The organism is Candidatus Magnetaquiglobus chichijimensis (assembly GCF_045865675.1).
Classification (GTDB): Bacteria; Pseudomonadota; Magnetococcia; order Magnetococcales; family Magnetaquicoccaceae; genus Magnetaquiglobus; species Magnetaquiglobus chichijimensis.
Genome location: NZ_BAAFGK010000004.1, coordinates 696,098 through 720,090 on the forward strand (window position 1 = coordinate 696,098; position 23,993 = coordinate 720,090).

Sequence of the window (23,993 nt, forward strand, 5' to 3'; positions counted from 1 at the left end):
TCAACCGTGACGTGTCCGGATGGCATGGTCCAATCAACTCCTGGAAGCGTCAGCCTGTGCCCCGGACGAACAAACGACTCACAACCGATCCAGAATGTCTTGATTGATGTGGATGTTGGCCTTGATCCACAATCCGTTCAGATAGGCGATGAGCTGTTCTTGTCCCAGCGACTCCTCAAGTTTGGCGAGCAGTTCATTTTCCGCCTCCTTGTCGATTTCGGCGGGGGCGTCGATGATCTTTTCCAGCCGCGCCAGACTCAAACGACCTTCGTCGTCGATGATCTCCCCGAAATGAGGCTTGTCCGGATGGAGTTTGAAAACCGCCTCGCGGATCTTGGCGCCCGGTTCCTTCTCCTTGCCCTCACGCAGGAACGGGGCAGGGGTGGAAATCCGCAATTTGTCGTTCGCGGCAGCGATCTCCTGGATCGGTTTGCCCTCGCCCAGAGCCTTGAGGGCGTTTTGCATGAGTTTGGCGGCCTCCTCGCGTCCCTTTTCCGCCCGGAAAGCGCGGGTCACCTCCTCCTTGGCCTGTTCCAGACTCTTGGGCGTCGGCTCTTGACGATCCAGCACCTCGAGGGCCAAAAACTGATGATTGGTCAACTCCAGCAGCGGTGAAACAGAACCCTTGGCAGTCGAAAAGGCCACTTCCAGGAACTTGGGATCGTTCTCCACGCCGCCGCGACCTGGTTCATCGCGGGCGAAAAAGTCGGTCTCCTTGTAGCGCAGATTGAGATCCTTGGCGATCGTTTGCAGATTGCCGGAGGCGGCCAATTGATCCTCGAAGGTGGCGGAACGGTCGTAGACCAGATCCTTGGCCTTGTTCTCCACGATGCGCCCGCGAACCTCCAGGGTCACCTTTTCCAACGGTTTGGTCTCCGGCGCGTTGATCTTCTCCACGCGAATCAGATGCACCCCGAATTTCGTGGTCACCGGCTCCGAGACCTTGCCGACCTCGGCGGAAAAGACCGCCTTGTCGAATTCGGGAACCATCATTCCAGGTCCGAACTCGCCCAGGTCGCCCCCCTGACCGGCGGAGGCGTCGTCGGACATCTCCTTGGCCACGGTTTCGAACGGTTCGCCGGCCTTGAGACGGTCGGAGGCCTTGCGGATCTTTTCGTTGGCTGCCGCGGCATCGCTCTTTTCGTCGATACGGGCCAGGATGTGACGCGCCTGACGGGTTTCGCCCTTGCGATACTCCCGGATGTGCTCCTCGTAGAACTCCCGCATCTCTTCATCGGTGACCTTCACCGCGTCACGCACGCTGTCGTTGTTGAGCAGGGCGTAACGGAGCTTGACCTTGGCCTTGGTCATGAACTGCGCCTGGTTTTTCTTCAGGAACTCCTCGAGTTCGGCATCCGCGGGTTTGATGGAATCTTCCAGCTCCTTGGGATCGAGTGTTACAATGTTGGCGACCCGTTTTTCGTTGTTGTGACGGTAAATGTCGTTCACAAGCGCCTTGGGCAGCACGGTGGGTTGGCTGACCGCGCGACGGATCTGATCCGAGACGATATCGGCCTTGAGTTGGGCTTCGAACTCCTTCGGGGAGAGCCGGTTGTTGCGCAGAACCAATTCATAGCGGTTCTTGTCGAAACGGCCATCCACCTGGAAGGCGGGCGTGGAGTCGATGCGTTGGCGCAAGATATCGGTGGAGACGGTCAGGTGCAGATCATGACCAGCATTGAGGATCAGGTAGCGGTTGATCAACGAGTTGAGGGTCCGGTTCTTGAGCCCCAGCATTTCGGCGGTTTTTTTGTCGATGGAGCCCCCGAACCGTTCGCGCAGGGTTTGGAACTCCTGTTCGTAGGCGGCGCTGAACTCCCGAACTCCGATCTTCCATCCATCGGCCTCCACCACCGGTTTTTGCCCTTGGCTTCTGACGTAGCTGTCTACGCCCCAGACCATGAAGCTCATGGCGAGCAGGATCAAAAGCAGGCGAATGATGAAGGATTTGGCGCCGCGGCGCATGGCGTTCAACATCTGGCAAAGGCTCCGGGTTTGACGGGCGATTCTGGTGTGCAAGGATGATCGATGCGCGCTGTTGCTCGATACTGATGCATCGCGCGCAAGATTAGGTAAAGCGATCCCTCACCGAGACCGCCAGATCCAATCATGGCATATTTTCGTTATGCGCGAAAGGGCGGTCAAACGCGCGTGCGTGACAGGTGGCGCGGCGTTCGCCTGTTTGAGGAACGGGTTTTGCAATCCGGATCATCGAAATGGAAAATCGGATCATCTGAAGCTTGAACGTGGAAAGGGTGGTACAGAGGGTGGCCAGCATCGGCGATGGACGGATGAACATCATTCGTGGACTGCATAACCTGCCGGAACGTTTTCGCGACGCGGTTGTGGCGATCGGCAATTTCGACGGCGTTCATCTGGGACATCAGGCGCTGTTCGCGCGACTGCGGGAGTTGGCCGCCGGTCATGACGGAGTACCGATCATGGCCGTCACTTTCGAACCGCACCCCTTGAGTCTGCTCGATCCCCGGCGCGCCCCTCCCCGGATCACCGGGATGCGCGGCAAGGCGCGCTGGATGGAAGAGGCAGGACTGGACGCGATGTTCGTGTTGCACTTCAATCGCAGTCTGGCCGGAACCGAACCGGAAACGTTCGTGCGCGGGATCCTGGTCGAAGGGTTGGGAGTGCGCGAGGTGGTGGTGGGTGAGAATTTCCGCTTCGGGTCGCGGGGTGCCGGATCGTTTACGGATCTGCGGCGCATGGGGGATCAACTGGGATTCGGGGTTCAGGCTCATCCGCTGGTCTTCGTGGGGGATCAGCCGATCTCCTCGACCTGGGTGCGTCGCGAGGTGGAGGCCGGGGATTTCGGCATGGCGGCGCGTCTGCTCGACCGGCCGTTCGAGGTGGAGGGGCGGGTGGTGTCGGGATTCCAACGCGGACGGGATCTGGGGTTTCCCACCGCCAATCTGGCGCTAAGCGGCATGTTGCATCCGCCGGTGGGGGTTTATGTGGCCAGGGCCTGCGCCGGGGGATGCTGGATGCCATCGGTGGTGAACATCGGTCGCAATCCCACCTTCGGGGATGCCGAAATCCATCTGGAAACCCACGTTCTGACCGACATCCCGCTCAATCTCTACCGTCAGGTGCTGCGGGTGCAGTTCGTAAAGCGCCTGCGCGCCGAGATGCGCTTTCCCCACGTCTCCGCCCTGCGCGAGCAGATCGCCCGGGATGTGGCCTCGGCCCGGGATTTCTTCAGCGTCGGAGCGGGGTGAGGGTACTTGGTTTGGGATGGAGCTTTCAACAAGCCGGAAATCCCATTCTTTGCGTTGGGATCTCTTCAGCAAGAAATCTTACCGTGTAACCCCCGCCAGGGAAGTCCACGGTCGGGGGGTGAGTGGATTTTCCCTCCATCATGCAAGTTAAATCAATCTCCAGAATGCTTTCTCGAGATCAAGGATGTCGGCAAACCGGCCTTAAAGCGTAACGCATTTCTGAAAGTTTGAAAGCTTTCAGACTTGTTGGTCTCCACATCCATGAAAGGCGATATCTTGCTGGCCAGTTGAACCTTGAACTCCCCCGTTTCACATCGCCCCCGACTGCATAATGTATCAGGATCCTGGTTCAAGACGATACGCGCCAGGAGCATTCTGGTCCCCCAGATACCACGCCTCGAGCTATTCAATTGCAATACAAATCAATACGTTGACATGGTTTGGTCGTTGAATGGTGCTGGTTACGAGCGTTTCCAATTGTGTGCGGAAAACAACTTCATCCTTCTCATCCAAATCCACCAATACGACGACGATCGAATCACGATCAAGTGTCTTTGAATAAGCTCTCAATTTTGTGGGAAGTTGACCGAGTAAGGTGTTGTCCGTGATCCTTGGCGTGGCACGAGATTCTCGGGTAATTTGCCGATTCCTTGATGTTTTCGGATGAACCACAGATGAGGTTGTTCACGGGGACCGAGGATCGCCGGGAGAATGTCCCACAGGGTGGTTTTGTCCGAAACCCCTTCGACGAGAATTTCGAATTTCATCTCACACCATCCCATCATCCATGTAGTCGCTGTACCACAAGTTGCCCAACGGGATGCCCTCGTTGACCATGGCCATGATGGTGGCGTTGTCACTGGCGCGTGATATGGTGGCAAATCCATTCGCCTGCTTTTCCAGAATCCACGTCTCGGCGGGAGTCAGGGCATCCACAAAAAAAGGTTGATGGGTTGTGATGAAGAGTTGCGGTTTGTATTTTCTACCCGTGGCGTGAAAGCGAAACTCCCGCGCCAAGTCAGCGAGCAACTTGTGATGCAAACCGTTTTCCGGTTCATCGATACAGATGAATGGCGGTGGTTCCGGATCTTCAAGCAGCAGCATATAGGCGAACAGTTTCAATGTCCCGTCAGACATTTGTGGCGCGAAGAAGGGGGTGGTGAACCCTTTGTCGTGGAATTGCAGGTAGACGTTTCGGGTTACCGGGTCCACATAAGGTGTGATTTGCCCGATGCCGGGGATTTTTTGTCCGATGCGCTTCAGGATGTTTCTGAACCGATCCTGATCCTGGGTGGCCATGTAGTGGACGACATTGGCAATGTTTTCCCCACGCCGGTTCAAATGCCTTTCTGGTCTGAATTTCGGGGTTTGACGGGCAGCATCAGGGGTGAAATAGCTCAGATACCATCCCTTGATGAAATTACGGAATCTGGTGATGCGGGGGTGATCCTTGATATGCTCGGCCAGGGTGGTGATGGCCAATCGTCCAGGGTCGAGAGTCACCTCCATTTTATCCCTGGTATCGGTATCGTCTTGAACACTTCTCTGCCCGGCCCATGCTTGGCCCACCCCGAAGTTAAGATCCAGAAAGGTATAAGGGCGGCCAGAGGTCTCCCTTTGTCGTCGCTGCCGAAGTTTTTCAGAAGTGACACATGCTCGCCCGCTCTTGGGGTCTAGACCAATGGAGACCTCGTAGGTAATCGGGCGTTCATTTTGCGCTTCCCGATAATAGATGACAAAATCGAGGGTTGCGTGTGGGTCGTTCTGAACATCGGCGGAGAGCAGTTTTTCCAGCCCACCACGCCAACCTTCGTTACAGGCGCTCTCTACATCCATCACCATGCAATCGGACAAAAAACTAAAAGCATCAAAAATTGTACTCTTGCCCACTCCATTGCGACCGATTACGGACACCAAGGGGGTCAAAGGCTCTGCTCTACTAAAAGTTGGGTCGGTTCCGATCCTCCCCATGGTGATATCCTTGAGGGCTCGGAAGTTGCGAATTCGGAATCCTTCGATCATGGCCATGGTGTAAGTTCTATCCCGTCAGAAAGCCAACGCCAAGAAATAATAGCATCAACACCAACTTATAATTATAATTTTATCAATAAGTGATATCCAAGTCAAGAAAAATACTTTAATAGAATTATTCTTTTGATATGCACTCTAGTATTTGCTTGTTAATGATCTTAGTGTATAGAAAAAGGAAATGAATATATTAAATTATAATTAATATTATAGTTCCTTCCTATGCCAGGCTCTTTTGCAGCTGGGCGGTCAGGCGTTTGGCCGAGACTGGCATGGCGGTGCCGAGTTCCTGGGCGAACAACGATACCCGCCACTCCTCGATCATCCAGCGCAACACGACCAACTCCGGATCGGTCAGCCCCTCCCGTGCGTGCCGCTCCGCCCGCTTGCGGTACTCCCGCCAGAAAGGAAGAATCTCGACGATGGCGCGCGAATCTTTCAAGGGATCCCGCGCGCAGCGCTCCAGGCGAATCTGGATCGCCTTCAAGTATATCGGCAGCCGTTCGAGCCAGGGTGAAGGGGTGGACAGGAGAAAATCCGACGGCAACAGGTGGGATAACTGCTCCTGGATGTCCGGCACCGCCTCCTTGAGCACCTGCGGGGGGGCCTGCTTGATCGCCTGACGCAGCGCGGCGTAGCCTTCGAGAATCTTTTGCGCCTGATTCACGCCCGCCTGGACCTCGGGGACCAGCCGGGTGCGTCCGGATTGCAAGCGCATCTGGAATTCGTCCGGATCGCGAATGATCGACCCTTCCGAGGGGAGAAAAAGGTCACGGATCGCCCGTTGGATGGCCTGATCGATCACCGTGACATGCGGACCGGGCTTGCCCATGGTCAGGGTGAGAAAGGCCATCGACGCCTCCCTGGAGAGCGGATGGTGACGTCGGATCCCCTGGAGCGCCGAAGCCAGATGGAGCATGAACAGCCGCGCCAGTCCGCCGCGCGTGGTCTGGATGGCCCGCATCGGGTCGTTCATCAAACGCAACGAGACCGAATCCCCATCGTCTTGCAACACCGGTGTGCCGTGCAGCCGGATGCCACCGGCATCGAGAATCACCTGCTCGGGAATCGGACCGAAATCCCAACGGATGATGCCGGTGCGCTCCCACTCCGCCTTGGGTTGCTTGACAAGTCGTTCGCGGGCATCCGCGCACAGCTCGCTTCTCAACGCCTCCAGATCCCGCCCGCGTCCGAGGATGCGGGTGCCCGATTCATCGACAATCAGGAAGTTCATGCGCAGGTGATCGGGCAGGGAGTCCTCCCGGAAGCTGTCCAGGGGGATGTCGAGGGGGGTTCTGGATTTCAATAATTGAATTAACGTAACCTTTAATGAAGAATTACCGTAACTCAAACGCCCCATGCACCACTCAACCGTCTGCGGCAACGGGACCAATGGTTTGCGCAGTCCCTTGGGCAGGGATTTAAGCAAAGCCAGAATCTTGTCCGGCAGCACCCCCGGCACCAGCCACTCGAAAGGCAGGGGGGAGAGGAGATTCAACAGCGAAAGCGGAATGCGCACGTTCACCCCGTCGTTGTGACCGCCGGGATCAAAGGTGTACTCCAATGGATATTCGCGCCCGTCGATGATCAAATGACCCGGAAAACGCTCCCCCTGGATCGATCCGTCGTCACGACGCAGCACATGTTCGCGCTCGAAATGGAGAATCCGGGGGCTTTTCTTGCGTGCTTCGGCATACCATTCGTGAAAGCGGCGCGAGGCGTGCAACGAGGCTGGAATTCGTTCGTCGTAGAAGGCATACCGTTCCGGATCCGGGGTCAACAGATCCCGACGCCGGGTTTTGTGCTCCAGTTCCCGCACTTCGGCGATCATCGCCTGATTGTGGACGAAAAAGGGGGCGCTCGAATTGAACTCTCCCTCGACCAGGGCCGACTGGATGAAAATCTGCCGCGCCTCGACCGGGTTGAGCGGCCCGAAATGGACCTTGCGGTTGGCCAACAGCACCAGGCCGAACAGGGTCACCCGCTCCTGGGCCATCACCTGACCGAGCTGCTTCTCCCAGTGGGCGTTCAGATAGGCGCGCCGACACAACGGACCCGCCGCAGCCTCGATCCACTCCGGTTCCACCCGCGCACAGGTGCGGGCGTAAAGACGGGTGGTCTCGACCAGCTCGGCGGCCACCACCCAGGCAGGCGCCTTGCGATGCAACGCCGAGCCGGGATGGATCCAGAAACGGCTCTCGCGGGCGCCGGCGAACTCCCGATGGTCCAGCTTGAAACCGATGTTGCCGAGCAGTCCCGGCAGCAGCGCCTGATGGATCTCCGCGTAGGTGGCTTCGGTTTCGTTGGGTTTGAGTCCCAACTCCAGACACATCTCCTCAAGCTGGGTGTGGATCTCCAGCCACTCCCGCACCCGGACACGGGAGAGATAATTCTCCTTTAAGAACTTGCGAAAACCATTGTTGCTCGGGTGATCGAGGCGACCCTGCCCGATGAAGCGCCAGAGAGTCAGCAGCGCGGAAAAATCGGAGTTGGGATCCTTGTGACGGGCATGGGCCTGTCGTGCCGCGTCGCGGTGTTCCAGAGGCTCCTCGCGGGGATCGGGAATGCAGAGGGCGGATACCAGCACCAGGATCTCCTTCAACCGTCCGCGCTTGCCCCCTTCCAGCAGGATCCGTCCCAGACCAGGCGGCACCGGCAGTTGGGCCAACTGTTTGCCGATGGCGGTGAGATGACCGGCGTCGTCCAGGGCGCCGATCTCTTCCAAAAAGCGCATCCCCTGACTGATCGACCGGTTCGGAGGTGGATCGACAAAGGGAAAGGCATCGATCTCGCCGATGCGCATCGCCTTCATTTGCAGGATCACCGCATCGAGTGGGGTGCGCAGGATCTCCGGATCGGTGAACTGGGGACGGGCGAGATAATCCTCTTCGGAATAAAGCCTGATGCAGATGCCATCCGCGACCCGTCCGCAGCGTCCCTGGCGTTGATCCGCCGAGGCGCGGGAGGTTTTTTCCACCGGAAGACGCTGGATGCGGCTTCGTTCGCTGATGCGGCTGATGCGCACCAGACCGGAGTCGATCACATAGCGCACGCCGGGTACGGTGATCGAGGTTTCGGCCACGTTGGTGGCCAGGATGATCCGGCGTTGCGCGCCGGTCTGAAAGATGCGCTGCTGATCCGCGCCCGGCAGGCGCGCGAACAGAGGCAGGATTTCGGTGCCCAGGGGAAGCGTTTTGTCCAGCGACTCGCCGATCTCGCGGATCTGCTGTTCGCCAGGCAGAAACACCAGAATATCCCCGTGCATGCCAGGTCGGGACAACTCGGCTACCGCCGCCAGGATCGCCTGTTCCAGGCTCTGCTCCTCGGCATCTTCCAGATCGTTCTCCTCGTCGGCTTCCACCACACGAGGCCGATAGCGGGTTTCGACCGGATAGGTGCGGCCCGATACGTCGATGATTGGCGCATCCCCGAAATGACGCGAAAACTTCTCCGCGTCCAGGGTGGCGGAGCTGATGATCAGCTTGAATTCCGGACGCCTGGGCAGGATCTGTTTCAACAGCCCCAACAGGAAGTCGATGTTGAGACTCCGTTCGTGGGCCTCGTCCACGATGATCGCCTCGTAGCGGCTGAGCAGACGATCCCCCTGGATCTCGGCGAGCAGGATCCCATCGGTCATGATCTTGACCAGGGTATCCGGGTTGGTGTGATCGTTGAAGCGCACCTTGTGGCCGATGAGCCGATCCGGATCGTTGAGATCCTGACGCAGAAACTCCGCGATCGAGCGGGCCGCGATGCGACGCGGCTGGGTGACCCCGATCATGCCAGCGCTTCCCAACCCCATTGCCAGACAGATCTTTGGCAGTTGCGTGGTCTTGCCCGACCCGGTGGCGCCACGGACGATGGTCACCGGATGTTTGCCGATGGCGGTCAGAATGTCGTCGCGCCGGACGGTGATCGGCAACTCTTCGGGAAAGTTCAATGCCGGAATCGAGGCGCGTCGGCGCGCGAACCCCTCCCGCGAGCGTTTGAGCCGTTCGCGCAACTCCTCCAGCCGCCTGGGATCCGGGCAGACCCCCTCCCGCGCCTGGCGGGAAAGCTCTCCATGCAGCTTGCGCAACGGGTGGCGGTCGCGGATCAGGCAGTCCCGCAACGAACCGAGGTGGGGCAGGGAGTCGTCAGGGCTGGATGGTCCCGGCGGCGCGTTCCGGGCTTGCGTCCCGTTCGGTCCCGACGGCGCGTTCCGGGCTTGTGGCCCGTTCGGTCCCAGCGGCGCGTTCCGGGCTTGCGGCCCGTTCGGTCCCAGCGGCGCGTTCCGGGCTTGTGGCCCGTTCGGTCCCAGCGGCGCGTTCCGGGCTTGCGGCCCGTTCGGTCCCAGCGGCGCGTTCCGGGCTTGCGGCCCGTTCGGTCCCAGCGGCGCGCTCCGGGCTTGTTCCGGGTCCGATGCGCGCGGTGGATCGTCGCTCGGGGGGATGGCTGGATCAAGAGGGGGTTGTCTTCGGGGAGGGTGTCGTTCTGATTGATGATCGGACATGGCTGGCCTTCAACCGCGTCCGCGAGGATCGTCGAGACGCACGATGTCATCCTCGCCCAGGTGGTTGCCGGATTGCACCTCGATGATCGCCAGGGGAATGGCGCCCGGATTGGTGAGCCGGTGGCGCCCGCCGAGCGGGATGCGGGTGGAGTGCTTTTCGTTGGGCAGGAGGGTCTGATCGCCTCGGATGACCGGTTGCATCCGAAGAGGGGATGGTTGAAGATCTTTACGAGAAACCATGGTTCATCCTTATTCGAGGACAAGATCAAGGAGGGCATCCTTGATGATGGAGATCACGGCGGCCATGCCGGCCTGATCGACCGGCGGCCAGGAGCGAAGGATCAGAATCCCACCGGCTGCCGCCGCCAGCAGCAGGACCGCGACACGGGTGCGTCCCGCGTCGAGCCAGCGTTCGAACGGACCGGCGCTCCAGAGCCCCAGGAGCACCGCAGGCATCAATTCCAGCCCTCGGATCGATTTCGCCAGGTCCAGTTGCACGGAGTGGGGCAACACAAACAACGAGATCGTGCCAATCACCAGGAAATAGAGGGCCAGGGTCGCACGAAACCGGTTTCCGGGCAGGGCTTGCAGGGCCAGCACCACCGGTGGTCCCCCCATGGTGGTGGTGATGTTCATGAGGCCCGAAAAAAAACCGGCGCCGATCAGCACCCCGGCGGTGGCGTGTTTGGCGCCATGCAGGCGCGACATTCCCACCGCCGAAAACACCAGCACACCGAACAGCATGTCCGCCTGACGAGGGGTCAACCAGTCGTAGGATAGGACACCCAGCCACAAGCCCGGCAGGGATCCCATCACCATCCATGCCAGGGGGGCTTTTTCCGCCGCCTTCAATCCCCGCGCGCCCATGGCCGCATTGAGCAGCATGCCGGCCACCATCAGTGGACCGGGGAGCAGATCGGGATCGATCAGCTTGAGCAGCGGCGCGGAGATCAACGCGAACCCGAACCCCAAGGATGCCTGGACCACCGTGCCGAGATAGACCAGGAGCAGATCCAGGGCAAATTTCGGACTGATGGCGGGGAGCCATTCGGGCAGGTGCGAGGCGATGTCGATGGTGGTCTCCTGGAATGGTCAAGAGCGGGCATGGATCCCATGGGTCTCTCCTGCCAAGATGCATCTTACCATGGAAACGCCCGAAAGGATGGCCACGGTCGGAGGGAGGGAGGTCTCCCCCCATCAGGTTACCGTGGAAGGTCCGAAAGGATGGCCACGGTCGGAGGGAGGGAGGTCTCCCCCCATCAGGTTACCGTGGAAGGTCCGAAAGGATGGCCACGGTCGGGGGGAGGGAGGTCTCCCCCCCATCAGGTTACCGTGGAACGCCCAAAGAGAAGGCCACGGTACGGGAGGTGAGGGGTTCTCCTCCCATCATGCAAGTTACAACAGCACTTTTTCCAGTCCACCGCGACGCATGCGTTCCAGAAATGCCGTCCGCCACCCGGATCCGAGCAGGGAACGGGTCAACTCCACCACCAGGTAGTCGGCGCTGGTGTTCTCCAGTCGGGACAACCCCTGGAAACACGAGGGGCAGGAGGTGAGGATGCGGGCCGTTTCGCCGGGTTCGCGGTTGCGGTTGACCTCCTCGTCCTTGCGAAAGCGCACCTGGGCGGCGATGTCCGGACGGGAGACCGAAAAGGTGCCGGCCTCGCCGCAACAACGGTCCGCCAGCACCGCCGGACGTCCCAGCAGCCTGGAAGCGACCATCAGCGGCGGATGGACCTTCATCGGCGAATGGCAGGGGTCGTGGAACAGGATCGGTTCCCGGGAGCGCGAATGGAGCCCGACCCCTTTTTCCATCAAGAATTCATGCACATCCAGCAGACGGGAGCCGGGAAAGATGGTCTCGAAGTGGTATTTTTCCAACTGGTCCATGCAGGTGCCGCAAGAGACGATGACGGTCTTGATCTCCAGGTGGCTCAAGGCATGGGCCACCCGGTGGAACAGCACCCGGTTGCGCATGGTGATCTGGCGTCCCAGGGTTTCCAATCCCGAGGCGCTCTGGGGAAACCCGCAGCAGATCGCGCCGGGCGGCAGCACCACCTGGGCGCCGATGTGGACCATCATGGCGATCGAGGCCAGGGCCACGTCGGAAAAAAGCCGTTCGCAGCCGCAACCCGGAAAATAAAAGACGCTTTCGAATTTGGGTTCCGAGCGATCGGCATCGCGCAGCACCGGGATCACCGAAGGATCTTCGATATCCAGATACCCGCGCGCCGAGCGACTCGGCAGACCGGCGGGCAGGGGACGCTCGAGCAGGGGAACGAACTGTTCCACCAGATTGGGGGCGCGTCCGGCGGCGGCCTTGGGCGGTTCGTCGCCGTGCCGGTGCGGACGGGTGAGTTGCTTCCACAGGCGATGGGCCAGTCGCTGTCCCGCGTAACCGCCGAGAATGAAAAACTGACGGGCCATACGGATCAGGCGCGGGTCGGTGGCGGTGAGAAAACCGAGGGCCAGGCGGTGGCCGATGCGTCCGGAGCGGCGCGCGCGACTTTTGAGCATCTCGCGCATGCGCATGGTGACCGCGGCGAAGTCGATGTTCACCGGGCACGGGGTGGCGCAGCGCCGGCAGACCGCACAGTGGTCGGCCAGATCGGTCAGGGCGTTGAAGTGGCTCAGGGAGACCTTGCGCCGCGCCTGTTCCTCATACAAGAACGCCTCGATGATCAGACCCGTGGCCAGGATCTTGTCACGCGGGGAGTAGAACAGATTGGCGCGCGGCACATGGGTGGAGCAGACTTTCTTGCATTTGCCGCAGCGCAGACAGTTGCGCACGTCGTCGTTCAGATCGCCCATGGCGGTCTCGCGCAGGATGAGCGCCTCCTGCTGCACCAGGCGCAACGACGGGGTATAGGCACGTTCCAGACCCGAGCCGGGCATCAGCTTGCCCGGATTGAAGCGTCCTTCCGGATCGACCGTCATTTTGTAATCAACGAAGGCGTCGATGATCTCGGGATCCAGATAGCGGAATTTGGTGAGCCCGATGCCGTGTTCGCCGGAGACCCGTCCATCCAGGGAGACGGCCAACTCCATGATCCGATCCACGATCCGTTCCGCCTCCTGGAGCATCTCGTAGTCGTTGGAGTTGACCGGGATGTTGGTGTGGACGTTGCCATCGCCGGCATGCATGTGCAGGGCCACGAACAGCCGTCGGGAGCGTTCCGCCCCATGCAGCGCGTCGATCTCCCGGCGCGCGGCGTCCCACAGTTCGCCGGCGAAGGCGTTGTGGAGTGGACGCAGCACCTCCTGGCGCAGGGAGATGCGCATTTCGCGACGCAACAGCAGATCGATCAACCGGATGTTGGCACGGGCCTGGGCCGGGGAGTCGAGCAGATCGGGATAATCCGTGGCCCAGGCATCGAGGGCGGCGAGAATCCTCTGCCACCGCTGGCGCACCCTGGCCAACAGGGCCAATCCCGCTTCGCGCTTGGCGGCCACCGAGGTCAGGCTTTCGTCGCTGTTCGGATAGCCGGCGGGCAGGGAGCGCGCCAACCCCTCGCCGTCCAGAAACCGCTCCATGACCACCAGGGTTTGGATCTTGTTCTTGAGCGACTGCTCGATGTTGATCCGTTCGATGCCGGTGTTGTATTCGGCCAGCCGCTCCAGGGGGATGACCACGTCCTCGTTGATCTTGAAGGCGTTGGTGTGGGCGGCGATCGCGGCGGTGCGGGAGCGGTCCGCCCAGTAGCGGGCCCGCTCCTCCTCGCTGACCGCGATGAATCCTTCGCCATCCCGCGCCCGCGCCAGTCCGGTGACATGCAGGGCCGCCTCGCGTACCCGGTTTTCGTCGTCGCCGATGATGTCGGCCAGAATGGCCATTTTCGGGTGTTCGCCGCGCGAGGCCTTGACGTTGTAGCCCACCGCGCGCAGATAGCGTTCGTCCAGGTGTTCCAGACCCGCGCAGGCCACGCCCGGAGTCTCTTCCAGGTAGCGCTTGGTCTCGACGATGGCCGGCACGGCTTGCGCCAGATCCGCGCCGAAGAACTCCAGACAGACGGTGCGGGTGAATTTCGGCTTGGGATAGAGCACGAACACGGCACTGGTGATCAGACCGTCGCACCCCTCTTTCTGGATGCCGGGCAGCCCCATGAGGGCCTTGTTGGTGACATCCTTGCCCAGTCCGGGCTTGCGGAACTGTTCCGAGGGGATGGTCAGGGTGACCGGTTCGCCCACGGGGATCTGGCCGTCGCCTCCGAAGCGGGTGACGCGGAAATGGGCCTCGGGCAGGGCATGGATCTTGCCCAGGTTGTGATCGAGTCGTTCCACCTCCATCCAGCCGCCATCCGGGGTGGCCATGCGCCAGGAGAGGAGGTTGTCCAGGGTGGTGCCCCACAGCACCGCCTTTTTGCCGCCGGCGTTCATGGCGATGTTGCCGCCGATGGTCGAGGCGTTCTTGGAGGTGGGATCGACCGCGAAGATCCAGCCGGACCTGGCGGCGGCCTCTTCCACCCGCGCGGTGATCGCGCCGGCGCCCACCCGGATCGTGGGTACGGAATTCATGGCCGTGGAACTCCCGCCGGGAAGATTCTCGGTCGGGGAGTGTGGGGGTTCTCCCCCCTTCATGCACGTCAGTCCCGGCGGCACGATCCGTTCGATGGGGGCGATGAAGTCGATCTTTTCGGTGTTGATGATCACCGTGTCGGGATGAAGGGGCACGCCGGAGCCGGTATAGCCGGTCCCGCCGCCGCGCGGAATGACCGGAAGACCCAGTTCGCCGCACACCGCCACCAGCGCCGCCACCTCCTCCTCGCGGTCCGGTTTCAACACACAAGCCGGACACTCGACGCGCCAGTCGGTGGCATCGGTGATGTGGGCCACCCGCCCCATGGGGGTAAAGTCGATGTTTTCCGCGCGGGTGACGCGTGAGAAGGCGTGTCGGGCCCGCTTGCGCAGCGCTTCGCGTTGCGGAAACCACGCCCCGAAAGCCTTGACCGCCTCCCGCAGGTTTTCGATCAGTTCGAACACCTCGGCATTGCCCTTGGCCCGATCCACGATCAACTGAATGCGCTGACCGATGTTCTCCAGAAGGGCGTCGAGGCGTCGCGGATGTTCGAGCAGATCTTCCTGCAGGTAGGGGTTGCGGGAGATCACCCAGAGATCGCCGAGAATCTCGAAGAGCACCCGGGCCGAACGTCCGGTCTCCCGTTTTCCGCGCAGACTCTCCAGATACTCCCAGGCGCGCTGACCGAGAAAGCGGAGCACGACCTCCCGATCGGAAAACGAGGTGTAGTTGAAGGGAATTTCCCGATTTTTCGCGCTTTGGGTCACCTTGAGACTTCCTGATTCACATCGGGACGGATCCCGAGGGGGTTTGGCGTGGCACACCCGATGCAGGCGCCACGCGGGGGGGAGCGATGGGGAACTCCCCCCATCCGGCCCGTTACTCCTTCCACTTGATGCTGCACCCCATGGCGGCATTTTGCGGTTCCGGGATCGCCCGATCCTCGAGCAGCGCCAGAATCGCCTCTTTCATCTCCTCGCGGCGCACCGCCGCCGGATTGCGCGGACTGTCGTCCAGGCGACCGCGATAGCGCAGCGTGCGCTCCCGATCGTAGACGAAAAAGTCTGGGGTGCAGACCGCGCCGTAATCCCTGGCGGTCCGCTGGTTCCCGTCGTACAGATAATCGAAGGGATAGCCTTTCTTGTTGGCCCGTAGACGCATGTTTTCGAAGCTGTCTTCCGGATAACTGGTCGGATCGTTGCTGCTGATGCCGACAAACGCCACCCCCCGGGGTTGCAGTTCACGCGCCAGGACAATCAGACGCTCCTCGATCGCCTGCACATACGGGCAGTGGTTGCAGATGAACATCACCACCAGCACCGGACTCGACTGGTAACTCTCCAGGGTGTGCGTCTTGCCATCCACGCCGGGCAAGGCAAACTCCGGGGCGAACGCGCCCAGTTCTCCGGGGGGTGAGTGCAACAGAACCATGCGGGGATCTCCTCTTAATGGCCGTGACCGATCTGTGGAAAAATGCAAATCGGTGGGATCGATGCAATTTTCATGCACGATCCTCGGGAAAGGCCATCACCTCGGCCAGTCGCCCCGCTCCCATGGCCAGCATCACCAGTCGATCCACCCCCAACGCCGCACCCGCCGTCTTGGGCATCCCGACTCGCAAGGCGTCAAGAAAGTTCCCATCAATCGGCAATTTTAATTTCCCGGCCTCGGCTCGTTTGGCGTTGGCCTCCAGCAGACGCGCCTCCTGTTGGTCCGGATCGGTCAACTCTTGGTAGCCGTTGACCAGTTCCACCCCGCGCGCATACAACTCGAAACGGAGCGCGGTGGCCGGCGGGCCGGAATCGATGATCGCCATGGCCGCCCGCTCCGCCGGGAATCGGGTCAGCACCACCACGCCGTCCAGCGCGGCGAAGGCCGGCTCCACCCGTTCGGTCAGCAGCAGATCCAGAAGTTCCAGACGCTCCAGCCCCTCGGGAATCGGACCGGGAAGGGCGTTGCGGAGCGTGGCCCAATCGTCCGCGAAGGGATCGATGCCGGCGAATCGGGTGAACGCCTCGGCAAAGGTGAATTCGTGACGCCCGGTCGTTCCCAGCACTTCGAGCGCCAGTGTCACACTCTCATCGATGAGTTCGCGCCAGTTCCAGCCGGGACGATACCACTCCAGCATGGTGAACTCGGGATTGTGCAGGGGTCCGGACTCCCCGGCGCGAAACGCGCGGGTGATCTGATAAATCGAACCCGATCCCGCCGCCACCAGCCGTTTCATCGCCGTTTCCGGCGAGGTGGAGAGATAGCCCAGCGCGCAGCCGATCGGATCCAGCGACGCATCGGGAGCCGCGAAACGGCTCAAGATCGGGGTTTCGACCTCCAGCACGCCACGGGCGAAGAAGAACTCCCGAATCTGTCGCAACACCCGCGCCCGCGCGGCCCAACCGTCCGGAGAGGCCGCGGGTCGCCAGGTTTCCGGATCAATCCTTGGCACGTTCGACGTATTGGCCGGTACGGGTATCGACACGAATCCGCTCGCCCTCGTTGATGAACAGCGGCACCTTGACCTCGGCGCCGGTCTCCAGGGTGGCCGGTTTGGTGGCCCCGGAGACCGTATCACCCTTGATGCCCGGATCGCATTGGGTGATGGTGAGGATGACGAAGGAGGGCGGCATCACCGCGATGGCGCGATTCTTCCAAAGCGTCACCAGATAGGTCTCCTGCTCCTTGAGCCAGAAGCGGGTTTCCCCAACCTGGGTTTCGTCGAGGGCGGACTGTTCGTAGCTGGCCGGATCCATGAAATGCCAGTACGCTCCGTCGTTGTACAGGAACTGCATGTCCCGATCGACGACATCGGCCTTGATGACGTTTTCGCTCGACTTGAAGGTGCGCTCGATCACCCGGCCATCGATCAGGTTTTTGATCTTGATCTTGGTGAAGGCCTGGCCCTTGCCCGGCTTGACGAACTGGGCATCGACGATGATCCATGGCAACTCGTCGATCTCGACGCGGGTGCCCTGGCGCAGTTGGTTGTGGTTGAGCATGTCACTCATGATGAATACGATTTCCTTGGCAATGGGTTCACGAAAGGTCCTAACGATGACATCCGCTCCCCAGTATACCGCAACCGATGCCGCAGATCACCCTGCCATGAATCATTCGGTCGAAATCCCGACAAATTTCCCTGCCGGTGCCAGGAATGCGGCAGAGGCGTTCCCGTTTCTGGCGCCGCCGGCCCTGGCCGCGCGGTTGATGGCCGAGCGGGGCGAGGGGCCCTTGTCGCGGCAGTTCCTCCCCACCGTCGAGGAGTTGCAGGAGGTTCCGGGATACACCACCGATCCGTTGAACGAATCCTGCACGCAAAAAATCCCTGGACTGATCACCAAATATCCGGGGCGCGTGCTGCTCAAGGTGACCACGGGATGCGTTGTGCATTGTCGTTTCTGTTTCCGGCGTCATGATCGCGCCACACCGACCCCCATGCGTCCGCGCGCGTTTCGACCTGCCCTGGAGGCGATCGCGGCGGATTCGTCCCTCCGCGAGGTGATCCTTTCGGGCGGCGATCCGCTCACCCTGTCGGATCGTCGCCTGGAACGCCTCGCGGTACGCCTGGCCGACATCCCGCATCTCAAACGGTTGCGCATCCATACCCGCGCGCCGGTTTTTCTCCCCAAGCGCATCACCCCGCGACTGATCCGGATCCTCACCGGCAGTCGCCTGACTCCCATCGTGGTGGTGCATGTCAACCACGCCGCCGAACTCGACTCGCCGGCGCGGGCGGCTCTGGCCAGGATGGTGGATGCGGGCATTCCGCTTCTGAATCAATCGGTTCTGTTGAAAGGGGTCAACGACGACGTGGAGAGCCTGGCCGCCTTGTGCGAGGCGCTGATCGATGCGCGGGTCATGCCTTACTACCTGCATCTGCTCGACGCGGTGGCCGGCGCGGCCCATTTCGAGGTTCCCGAAGCCCGCGGGCGGGAGTTGATGATCGCCCTGCGCGCGTGTCTTCCGGGCTATGCCGTCCCACGGTTGGTGCGGGAGGTGGTGGGATTGAGTTCAAAACAAGGAATCTTGTACGCCTGATGTTTCCGTCGCCGCCGAAACGGTTGCTCATGATCCGACATCGTTTTCCGTGTTGGTCGTCGCGTCTGCCTCTTGCGAGGCATCCTTGCGGCACCGGGTGCGGGCCCGTTGACGGTTGCGCAACCGGCGCACCTGGTTGCGCAAGGCATACAGGGTGTGGATCATTTTATCCAGCTCCCCTTCCACAAAGCCCAGTTGCGTGTTGGTCCCCCCGGTGATCGCCCCCTCCTCGGAGTCCTCCTCGATCCCCTTGTCCTGAAAAGGCAACATCTCGCCAACACCGGTCTCCAGCCACACCGGATTGACCCGACAGGCCATGGCAATCGCCACCGTTTTGCGGGAACTGCCGAACTGCCCGGACTCGAGTTTGTGGATCGCGGCCTGGCTGATGCCTACTTGTCCCGCCAACTCCTGCTGGGTCAGATCGGCATGCAGGCGGGCCGACTTGAAACGTTGGGCAAACGCGGGATTTTTGGATTCGTTGCGGTGATTCATTCTGACTCCATACCGGCACATCGTTTTGATAAAAATTCTGTCCGTGATAGCACATACAACTTGCTGAATCAACGGATTCATGTCAACACAACGATTGATGAAGATTCTGTCCGTGATAGCATATACAACTTGCTGAATCAACAGTTCTCGTGTATATTGACACGAAGTAATAATTTTTGCGGTCTGTGGCCACAATAATTCCGAACAGTACGAAAAATGATGCAAAAATCCACAAGCATGATTAGCTTGCGATTGCGGGCAATCCGGCGGGAACTCGACCTGACCCAACAGGAGCTTTCCGAACGGATCGGCGTGAGTCGCGCCTACATCGCGGATGTCGAGGCGGGACGCAAGGAACCGTCGCGCAATTTCATCGTCAAGTTGACCGATCAGGTACACATCTCCGGCGATTGGTTGCTTTCGGGCAGCGGAGAAATGTTCCTGGAAGGGACCAAGGGGACGGTCCGCGACCGACTGGTGCGCATGCTGGCCACCACCGAGCGGGATGTGGCGGGGTGGTTGAACGGGCTGGGCGTGACCAATCGGAGTTCCGCCGCGCTGGAAGTGAATGGCGGAATCTGGAATCAGGCGTTCCTGAACCGGGTGAGTCGTCTGGAAGGGGTGCGCGGCGAATGGTTGCTGCATGGGGATGGATCGCCGTTTCCGGGTGGTCGCATGCGCGGGGATGAAGAGGCGGTGCAACGTTTGCGCGAACTGTTGTCCCTGGAGGAGCACGGCTGGCATCTCTATCTGGTGACCGATCGGGAACTGTTCTGCGTGGTGCTGATCGCGCCGGCCTGGAATGAACAACCGAACGGTCAGACGGATGAGTACACGCTGATGGAGGTGATCGGCGGCGCGGTGGGACGGCGTACCTTGAGCGCGGTGCGGTCGCTGCTCGGCACGTTGGCGATCTATGTGCTGGTGGTGACCCCGGAGAATCTGCGCCGGTTGGTGAATGGCTGGCTTGGGGTTCGGGAGTTCATGGGCTCGGGACGGATCACGGGGATCATCGATGGGGCGATCCGCATCGAACGGGAGACCCAGGTGGGGGAGTATATCCCCGAACCTCTGGCTCAGATCGACGCGGTTTTGTTGGAGAGCGCCTGCAAGTCTGCCGGCGCGGAGCAGCGCGCCGCCCGGATTCTCTACTGGCTGGCCACCTGGTTGCCGAATGCGGGTCATGAGGAACGGATTTTTCTGGAAGGTCTTCTGCGCCGCAACTTCCCGGAGTTCGGGGAGCAGAGCTGGGAAACCGGGGGGTGAGGTTTACACGCCGATCGCGCCTGGCATGACCCGCGAGAGATCGGCCAACCCCATCCAGCGCGCGACGATCTTGGGTCGCTGATGTTGGTCCGCACGATTTTCACCCGCCGGAGATCCCCGGCACCTCGATCGACTCTTTATGGCACGGGTCAAATCGGATAGAATGAGGGGTTGTCGTCGTGGAGGGGAAAGAATCCCCTCACCCCCGACCGTGCCCCGCTGACGGGAATGCCACGGAAAAACGGGGTTGCTTCGTTCCCTTGTGTTTCGTCCCGCCAGCGAGGATCACGCGGTTCATGAGCGCCATTTCCCATGAGGTCGGCAGACGCCGCACCTTTGCCATCATCTCCCACCCGGACGCGGGCAAGACCACCCTCACCGAAAAGCTCCTCCTGTTCGGAGGCGCCATCCAGGAGGCCGGACGGGTGCGGGCGCGCGGCGAACAACGCCGGGCCCGCTCCGACTGGATGAAGGTGGAACGCGAACGGGGCATTTCGGTCACCGCCTCGGTGATGACCTTCGAGTTCGACGGTCACGTCATCAACCTGTTGGATACGCCGGGTCACGCCGACTTCTCCGAGGACACCTTCCGCACCCTGACCGCCGTCGATTCGGCGGTGATGGTGTTGGACGCGGCCAAGGGGATCGAGACGCAAACCTTGAAACTCTTCGAGGTTTGCCGATTGCGCAACGTGCCCATCATCACCTTCATCAACAAGATGGACCGGGATGGCCTGGATCCCTTCACCCTGATGGACCAGATCGCCGATCAACTGGCCCTGGAGGTGACGCCTCTCAACTGGCCGGTGGGGATGGGCGGGGAGTTCCAGGGGTGCTATGACCTGCTGAAACCACGTCTGTCCTGCATGGAACGGACCCGCCCGGAACAGGTGCCCCCGGAGGGGTTGCCCCTTTCCGGTGTGGACGATGCTCAACTCGACGGACTGCTCTCGCCGCGTTTTCTCAACCCGCTGCGCGAAGAGGTGGAGATGGCCCATGGCCTCTGCCCGACCTTCGACCTGGAGAGCTATCGCGAGGGCCATTTGACCCCGGTCTTCTTTGGCAGCGCCATGTACGATTTCGGCGTGCGCGAACTGTTGCGCGCCCTGCTCGATCTGGCCCCCGCGCCACGCCCCCAGCAGGCGGAACAACGCCTGGTGAAGCCGGACGAGGAGAAGGTCTCCGGCTTCGTATTCAAGATCCAGGCGAACATGGATCCCAACCATCGCGACCGCATCGCCTTTTTCCGGCTGGTTTCGGGGCAGTTCCGACGCGGCATGAAACTCAAACACGCGGTGACCGGCAAGATCCTCTCGGTCCACAATCCGTTGCTGTTCATGGCCCGCGAGCGGGATCTGGCCGAGGAGGCCTGGGCCGGCGACGTGATCGGCATCCCCAATCACGGGGTGTTGCGCATCGGGGACACCTTGACCGAGGGGGAGAGCCTGAAATTCACCGGGGTGCCGAGTTTCGCGCCGGAGATCCTGCGTCGCGTCCGGCCCGAGGATCCGATGCGGGTCAAGCATCTGGAGAACGCCCTGCGCCAGTTGGGCGAGGAGGGGGTGGCCCGTGCCTTCAAGACCCATCTGGGCTCCCAATGGATCGTCGGCGTGCTGGGCGCCTTGCAGTTCGAGGTGCTCGCCGAGCGGATTCGCGGCGAATACGACGTTCCGGTGCGCTTCGAGGATGCGGGCTACATCACCGCCCGCTGGCTGGAGTCGGACGACCACCGCCTGTTGAAAAAGTTCGTGGATGCCTGCCAGGCGGAGATGGCCGAGGATTACGACGGCGCGCCGGTCTTTCTGGCCCGCAACACCTGGCGTCTGAACGATGCCATAAAGGAGTGGTCCGGGGTCCGTTTTCAGAAGGTGCGCGAGGGTACGGCTTGAGGAGAGCCGTATCCCGATTCACATCCGCCTGTCTTTCTGGCCGTGTCAAACGACATGAGAAACTGACCCCCTGGCGACACGAAGAATTGATCCGCTCCAGACACCGCGCCCAAAAGGCATCCGAAGGCGGAGTTTGGGGTGACCGTGGCCGGGGCCGCCGAGGTGCTACGTCTCAAGCCGCGTACCCTGGACAACTGGCCAGTCCGTGGTTTCGGGCCGATCTACACGCCAACTGGCGGGAGAATCAGCTACGATGAGGCGGATTTGCATCGGTGGCTGGAGCAACGCAAGGTGGATCCCACCAACCGCAATGGAATCCGAAACCCAAAATCCCGACGACGCCAGAAGGATATCGAGGTTCGGGATACCCTGAATCTGTCCAAAGTAAAACGCAATGGACGGGTACATGCCAAACCAGAGGATTGAGCCTCAAATCACCCGAAGATCATGACCTGGAATGACGCGGTAACGCTCCATCCTGCTTGCCCGCGCCGATCCCTTCGGCCAACAACGCGGTCACCAACGCATTGAGACTGACCCCTTCACGCCGCGCCCTTGAGACGAGTCTGGCATGCAGGGTCTTGGGCACCCTGGCCACAAATTTCCCGGAATAACCGCCTGACATCGGGGCGGGAACCGGCATTCCCAGCTCTTCGAGCGTCCCGATCATCCCTTTCAGAGCATCCAGCCCGTTCTCAATGGCTTCCTCGACACTCTCCCCGTCGGAGATGCATTCATTGAAATCGGTGAAGGAGATCAGATACCCGCTGCCTTCATCTGGCGTGAGAGGACGTATCTCAAAAGGATAATCCGCAAGATTGCGCATGGTTCATGCCCCTTCCACGAATTGGATAAATTTTTTGATATAAACAGCCTTGATCGGTCTGTGCGCCGGCACGGAAAGCACGTTTCCATCCGCACGGATGAAATAGCAATGACTCGTCCCCCGATGTCTCCAGGTGATGCCATACTGCTGCGCCACCGTTTGCAGTTGGTCGATGCGCCAGTCCAAAGGATGGCGGTTCATCGCGTCAAGGAGTTTTACGGAGGTATTCATGCATAAACAGTATCAAATGCAGTATTAACAAGCAAGCTCAAAAAAGAAACGCCTTGATTTTGTCAGGAATCCCCCCACGCCATCATTCGATCTGCGGCCCTTTGCATCGACTCACGCACCGGATCCAGATCGAGTCGCGCGTAGATACCCGTGGTGCGCTGGGAGCGGTGGCCCAGGGATCTGCCGATAATCGGCAACAAAGACTGTTTCGCGTTTTTCACCGGCGTCAGTCCGTCCCGCCCGGAAGCGAATCAACAACCGAACACCACCCAAGGAGTTGCCAGGTGAATCACGACCGTTGCCCGGTGCAGGATCCGATGCTTCCGTGCCAGCACGCGACCGATCTGGCGTTGATCAAGGAGCAGATACGCCAGGTTCAAGAGCAACTGCAAGACGGCAAGGAGGCGTTCGCAGCGATCAAGGCGCAGCTCCAATCCCTGATCAAAACCAAGCAGCAGGCTACCGGGGTTTTCAACACGGTGCGTGCGGTATACCGATCCGCTGCAATTCGTGCGCATCATGTTTCCCTGGGGCGAGGGTTCACTGGCCGGCATGAGCGGCCCGCGCGCGTGGCAAGAGACATTTCTTTGCGACCTGGGGAATACGATTCGCTCCCGCGATTTCGACGGGGTAAACCCGGTTGCCCCGATTTTGATGTCCACGGTTTTCCTGTTCGTGGACGAGGCTTCACGTGCGCGTCTTGCATCTTTGGAGAACATTCGGGAACGACCCGATGGAGAGCACCTTCTGTTTGGAATCGTACCGGTACGCTACTCTTCACAACTTTGAACCAGCTGTCGTGATGTGCAGGTACAGACCGCCACCATCTGAAACTTTTTTAGATTTTTCAGACGGTTTCAACTGTTTGATGGCCAGTTCCGTGAGCGGCATGTTGGTATCCTCCAGGCAAATCGTTTGTCAACAGGATAGATACCAACAATTGACCAACAATATTCACGGATGCAAGCGAAAAACGATGGACGAGTAT

At 60.6% G+C, this 23,993-nt stretch carries 19 protein-coding genes and 1 pseudogene; 5 read left to right on the forward strand and 15 right to left on the reverse strand.

Annotated elements, in window-relative coordinates; translation table 11 throughout:
- Positions 1-78: 78 nt before the first annotated feature.
- Positions 79-1,977: a SurA N-terminal domain-containing protein gene (locus ACOY6C_RS07300; RefSeq protein ID WP_420904823.1), complete on the reverse strand. Its 1,899-nt coding sequence runs from the start codon at positions 1,975-1,977 to the stop codon at positions 79-81.
- A 269-nt stretch (positions 1,978-2,246) separates the two neighbouring features.
- On the opposite strand from ACOY6C_RS07300, the gene ribF reads away from it, so the two are divergent.
- On the forward strand, positions 2,247-3,230 hold the full coding sequence (gene ribF, locus ACOY6C_RS07305; RefSeq protein WP_420904824.1) for a riboflavin biosynthesis protein RibF: 984 nt from the start codon (positions 2,247-2,249) through the stop codon (positions 3,228-3,230).
- A 566-nt stretch (positions 3,231-3,796) separates the two neighbouring features.
- Here the strand turns inward: ribF and ACOY6C_RS07310 are convergent.
- From ACOY6C_RS07310 to efp, 9 genes and pseudogenes are all read right to left on the reverse strand, one after another.
- Positions 3,797-3,997 carry a hypothetical protein gene (locus ACOY6C_RS07310; protein ID WP_420904825.1) on the reverse strand — a complete coding sequence of 67 codons (201 nt, stop codon included), beginning with the start codon at positions 3,995-3,997 and terminating at the stop codon, positions 3,797-3,799.
- A 1-nt stretch (position 3,998) separates the two neighbouring features.
- The gene (locus ACOY6C_RS07315; RefSeq protein WP_420904826.1) at positions 3,999-5,258 is read right to left on the reverse strand and encodes an AAA family ATPase; all 1,260 of its coding nucleotides are present in this window, start codon (positions 5,256-5,258) and stop codon (positions 3,999-4,001) included.
- A 220-nt stretch (positions 5,259-5,478) separates the two neighbouring features.
- Positions 5,479-9,369: an ATP-dependent RNA helicase HrpA gene (hrpA, locus tag ACOY6C_RS07320; RefSeq protein ID WP_420904827.1), complete on the reverse strand. Its 3,891-nt coding sequence runs from the start codon at positions 9,367-9,369 to the stop codon at positions 5,479-5,481.
- A gap of 390 nt (positions 9,370-9,759) precedes the next feature.
- Positions 9,760-9,942, reverse strand: a pseudogene (locus ACOY6C_RS07325) (cupin domain-containing protein); the annotation flags it as partial.
- A 57-nt stretch (positions 9,943-9,999) separates the two neighbouring features.
- Entirely contained in the window at positions 10,000-10,824 is an 825-nt protein-coding gene (locus ACOY6C_RS07330) for a sulfite exporter TauE/SafE family protein (protein WP_420906099.1), read from the reverse strand.
- Between the two features lie 321 nt (positions 10,825-11,145).
- Entirely contained in the window at positions 11,146-15,033 is a 3,888-nt protein-coding gene (locus ACOY6C_RS07335; RefSeq protein WP_420904828.1) for a DUF3683 domain-containing protein, read from the reverse strand.
- 112 nt (positions 15,034-15,145) lie between these two features.
- Complete coding sequence (locus ACOY6C_RS07340; RefSeq protein WP_420904829.1) at positions 15,146-15,697, reverse strand: thioredoxin family protein; 552 nt, start codon at positions 15,695-15,697, stop codon at positions 15,146-15,148.
- Positions 15,698-15,767: 70 nt separating this feature from the next.
- Positions 15,768-16,742 carry an EF-P lysine aminoacylase EpmA gene (gene epmA, locus ACOY6C_RS07345; protein WP_420904830.1) on the reverse strand — a complete coding sequence of 325 codons (975 nt, stop codon included), beginning with the start codon at positions 16,740-16,742 and terminating at the stop codon, positions 15,768-15,770.
- Entirely contained in the window at positions 16,696-17,259 is a 564-nt protein-coding gene (efp, locus tag ACOY6C_RS07350) for an elongation factor P (RefSeq protein ID WP_420906100.1), read from the reverse strand. Before efp ends, epmA begins: the two co-directional genes overlap by 47 nt.
- Before the next feature lie 106 nt (positions 17,260-17,365).
- Between efp and ACOY6C_RS07355 the strand changes: the two genes are divergently transcribed.
- Complete coding sequence (locus ACOY6C_RS07355; protein WP_420904831.1) at positions 17,366-18,298, forward strand: KamA family radical SAM protein; 933 nt, start codon at positions 17,366-17,368, stop codon at positions 18,296-18,298.
- A 27-nt stretch (positions 18,299-18,325) separates the two neighbouring features.
- Here the strand turns inward: ACOY6C_RS07355 and ACOY6C_RS07360 are convergent, their stop codons facing one another.
- Positions 18,326-18,793, reverse strand: a complete 468-nt coding sequence (locus ACOY6C_RS07360) for a helix-turn-helix domain-containing protein (RefSeq protein ID WP_420904832.1) — start codon at positions 18,791-18,793, stop codon at positions 18,326-18,328.
- Between the two features lie 237 nt (positions 18,794-19,030).
- On the opposite strand from ACOY6C_RS07360, the gene ACOY6C_RS07365 reads away from it, so the two are divergent.
- From ACOY6C_RS07365 to ACOY6C_RS07375, 3 genes are all read left to right on the forward strand, one after another.
- On the forward strand, positions 19,031-20,059 hold the full coding sequence (locus tag ACOY6C_RS07365; RefSeq protein ID WP_420904833.1) for a helix-turn-helix domain-containing protein: 1,029 nt from the start codon (positions 19,031-19,033) through the stop codon (positions 20,057-20,059).
- Between the two features lie 296 nt (positions 20,060-20,355).
- On the forward strand, positions 20,356-21,948 hold the full coding sequence (locus ACOY6C_RS07370) for a peptide chain release factor 3 (protein ID WP_420904834.1): 1,593 nt from the start codon (positions 20,356-20,358) through the stop codon (positions 21,946-21,948).
- Between the two features lie 138 nt (positions 21,949-22,086).
- Complete coding sequence (locus ACOY6C_RS07375; RefSeq protein WP_420904835.1) at positions 22,087-22,374, forward strand: hypothetical protein; 288 nt, start codon at positions 22,087-22,089, stop codon at positions 22,372-22,374.
- 19 nt (positions 22,375-22,393) lie between these two features.
- Here ACOY6C_RS07375 and ACOY6C_RS07380 read toward each other — a convergent pair whose 3' ends face one another.
- The 4 genes from ACOY6C_RS07380 to ACOY6C_RS07395 all read right to left on the reverse strand — a co-directional run bounded on the left by ACOY6C_RS07380 (position 22,394) and on the right by ACOY6C_RS07395 (position 23,896).
- On the reverse strand, positions 22,394-22,774 hold the full coding sequence (locus ACOY6C_RS07380; RefSeq protein ID WP_420904836.1) for a toxin-antitoxin system HicB family antitoxin: 381 nt from the start codon (positions 22,772-22,774) through the stop codon (positions 22,394-22,396).
- A gap of 3 nt (positions 22,775-22,777) precedes the next feature.
- Positions 22,778-23,005 carry a hypothetical protein gene (locus ACOY6C_RS07385; protein WP_420904837.1) on the reverse strand — a complete coding sequence of 76 codons (228 nt, stop codon included), beginning with the start codon at positions 23,003-23,005 and terminating at the stop codon, positions 22,778-22,780.
- A gap of 251 nt (positions 23,006-23,256) precedes the next feature.
- Positions 23,257-23,526: a hypothetical protein gene (locus ACOY6C_RS07390; protein ID WP_420904838.1), complete on the reverse strand. Its 270-nt coding sequence runs from the start codon at positions 23,524-23,526 to the stop codon at positions 23,257-23,259.
- A 256-nt stretch (positions 23,527-23,782) separates the two neighbouring features.
- On the reverse strand, positions 23,783-23,896 hold the full coding sequence (locus ACOY6C_RS07395; protein ID WP_420904839.1) for an Arm DNA-binding domain-containing protein: 114 nt from the start codon (positions 23,894-23,896) through the stop codon (positions 23,783-23,785).
- Positions 23,897-23,993: the final 97 nt, after the last annotated feature.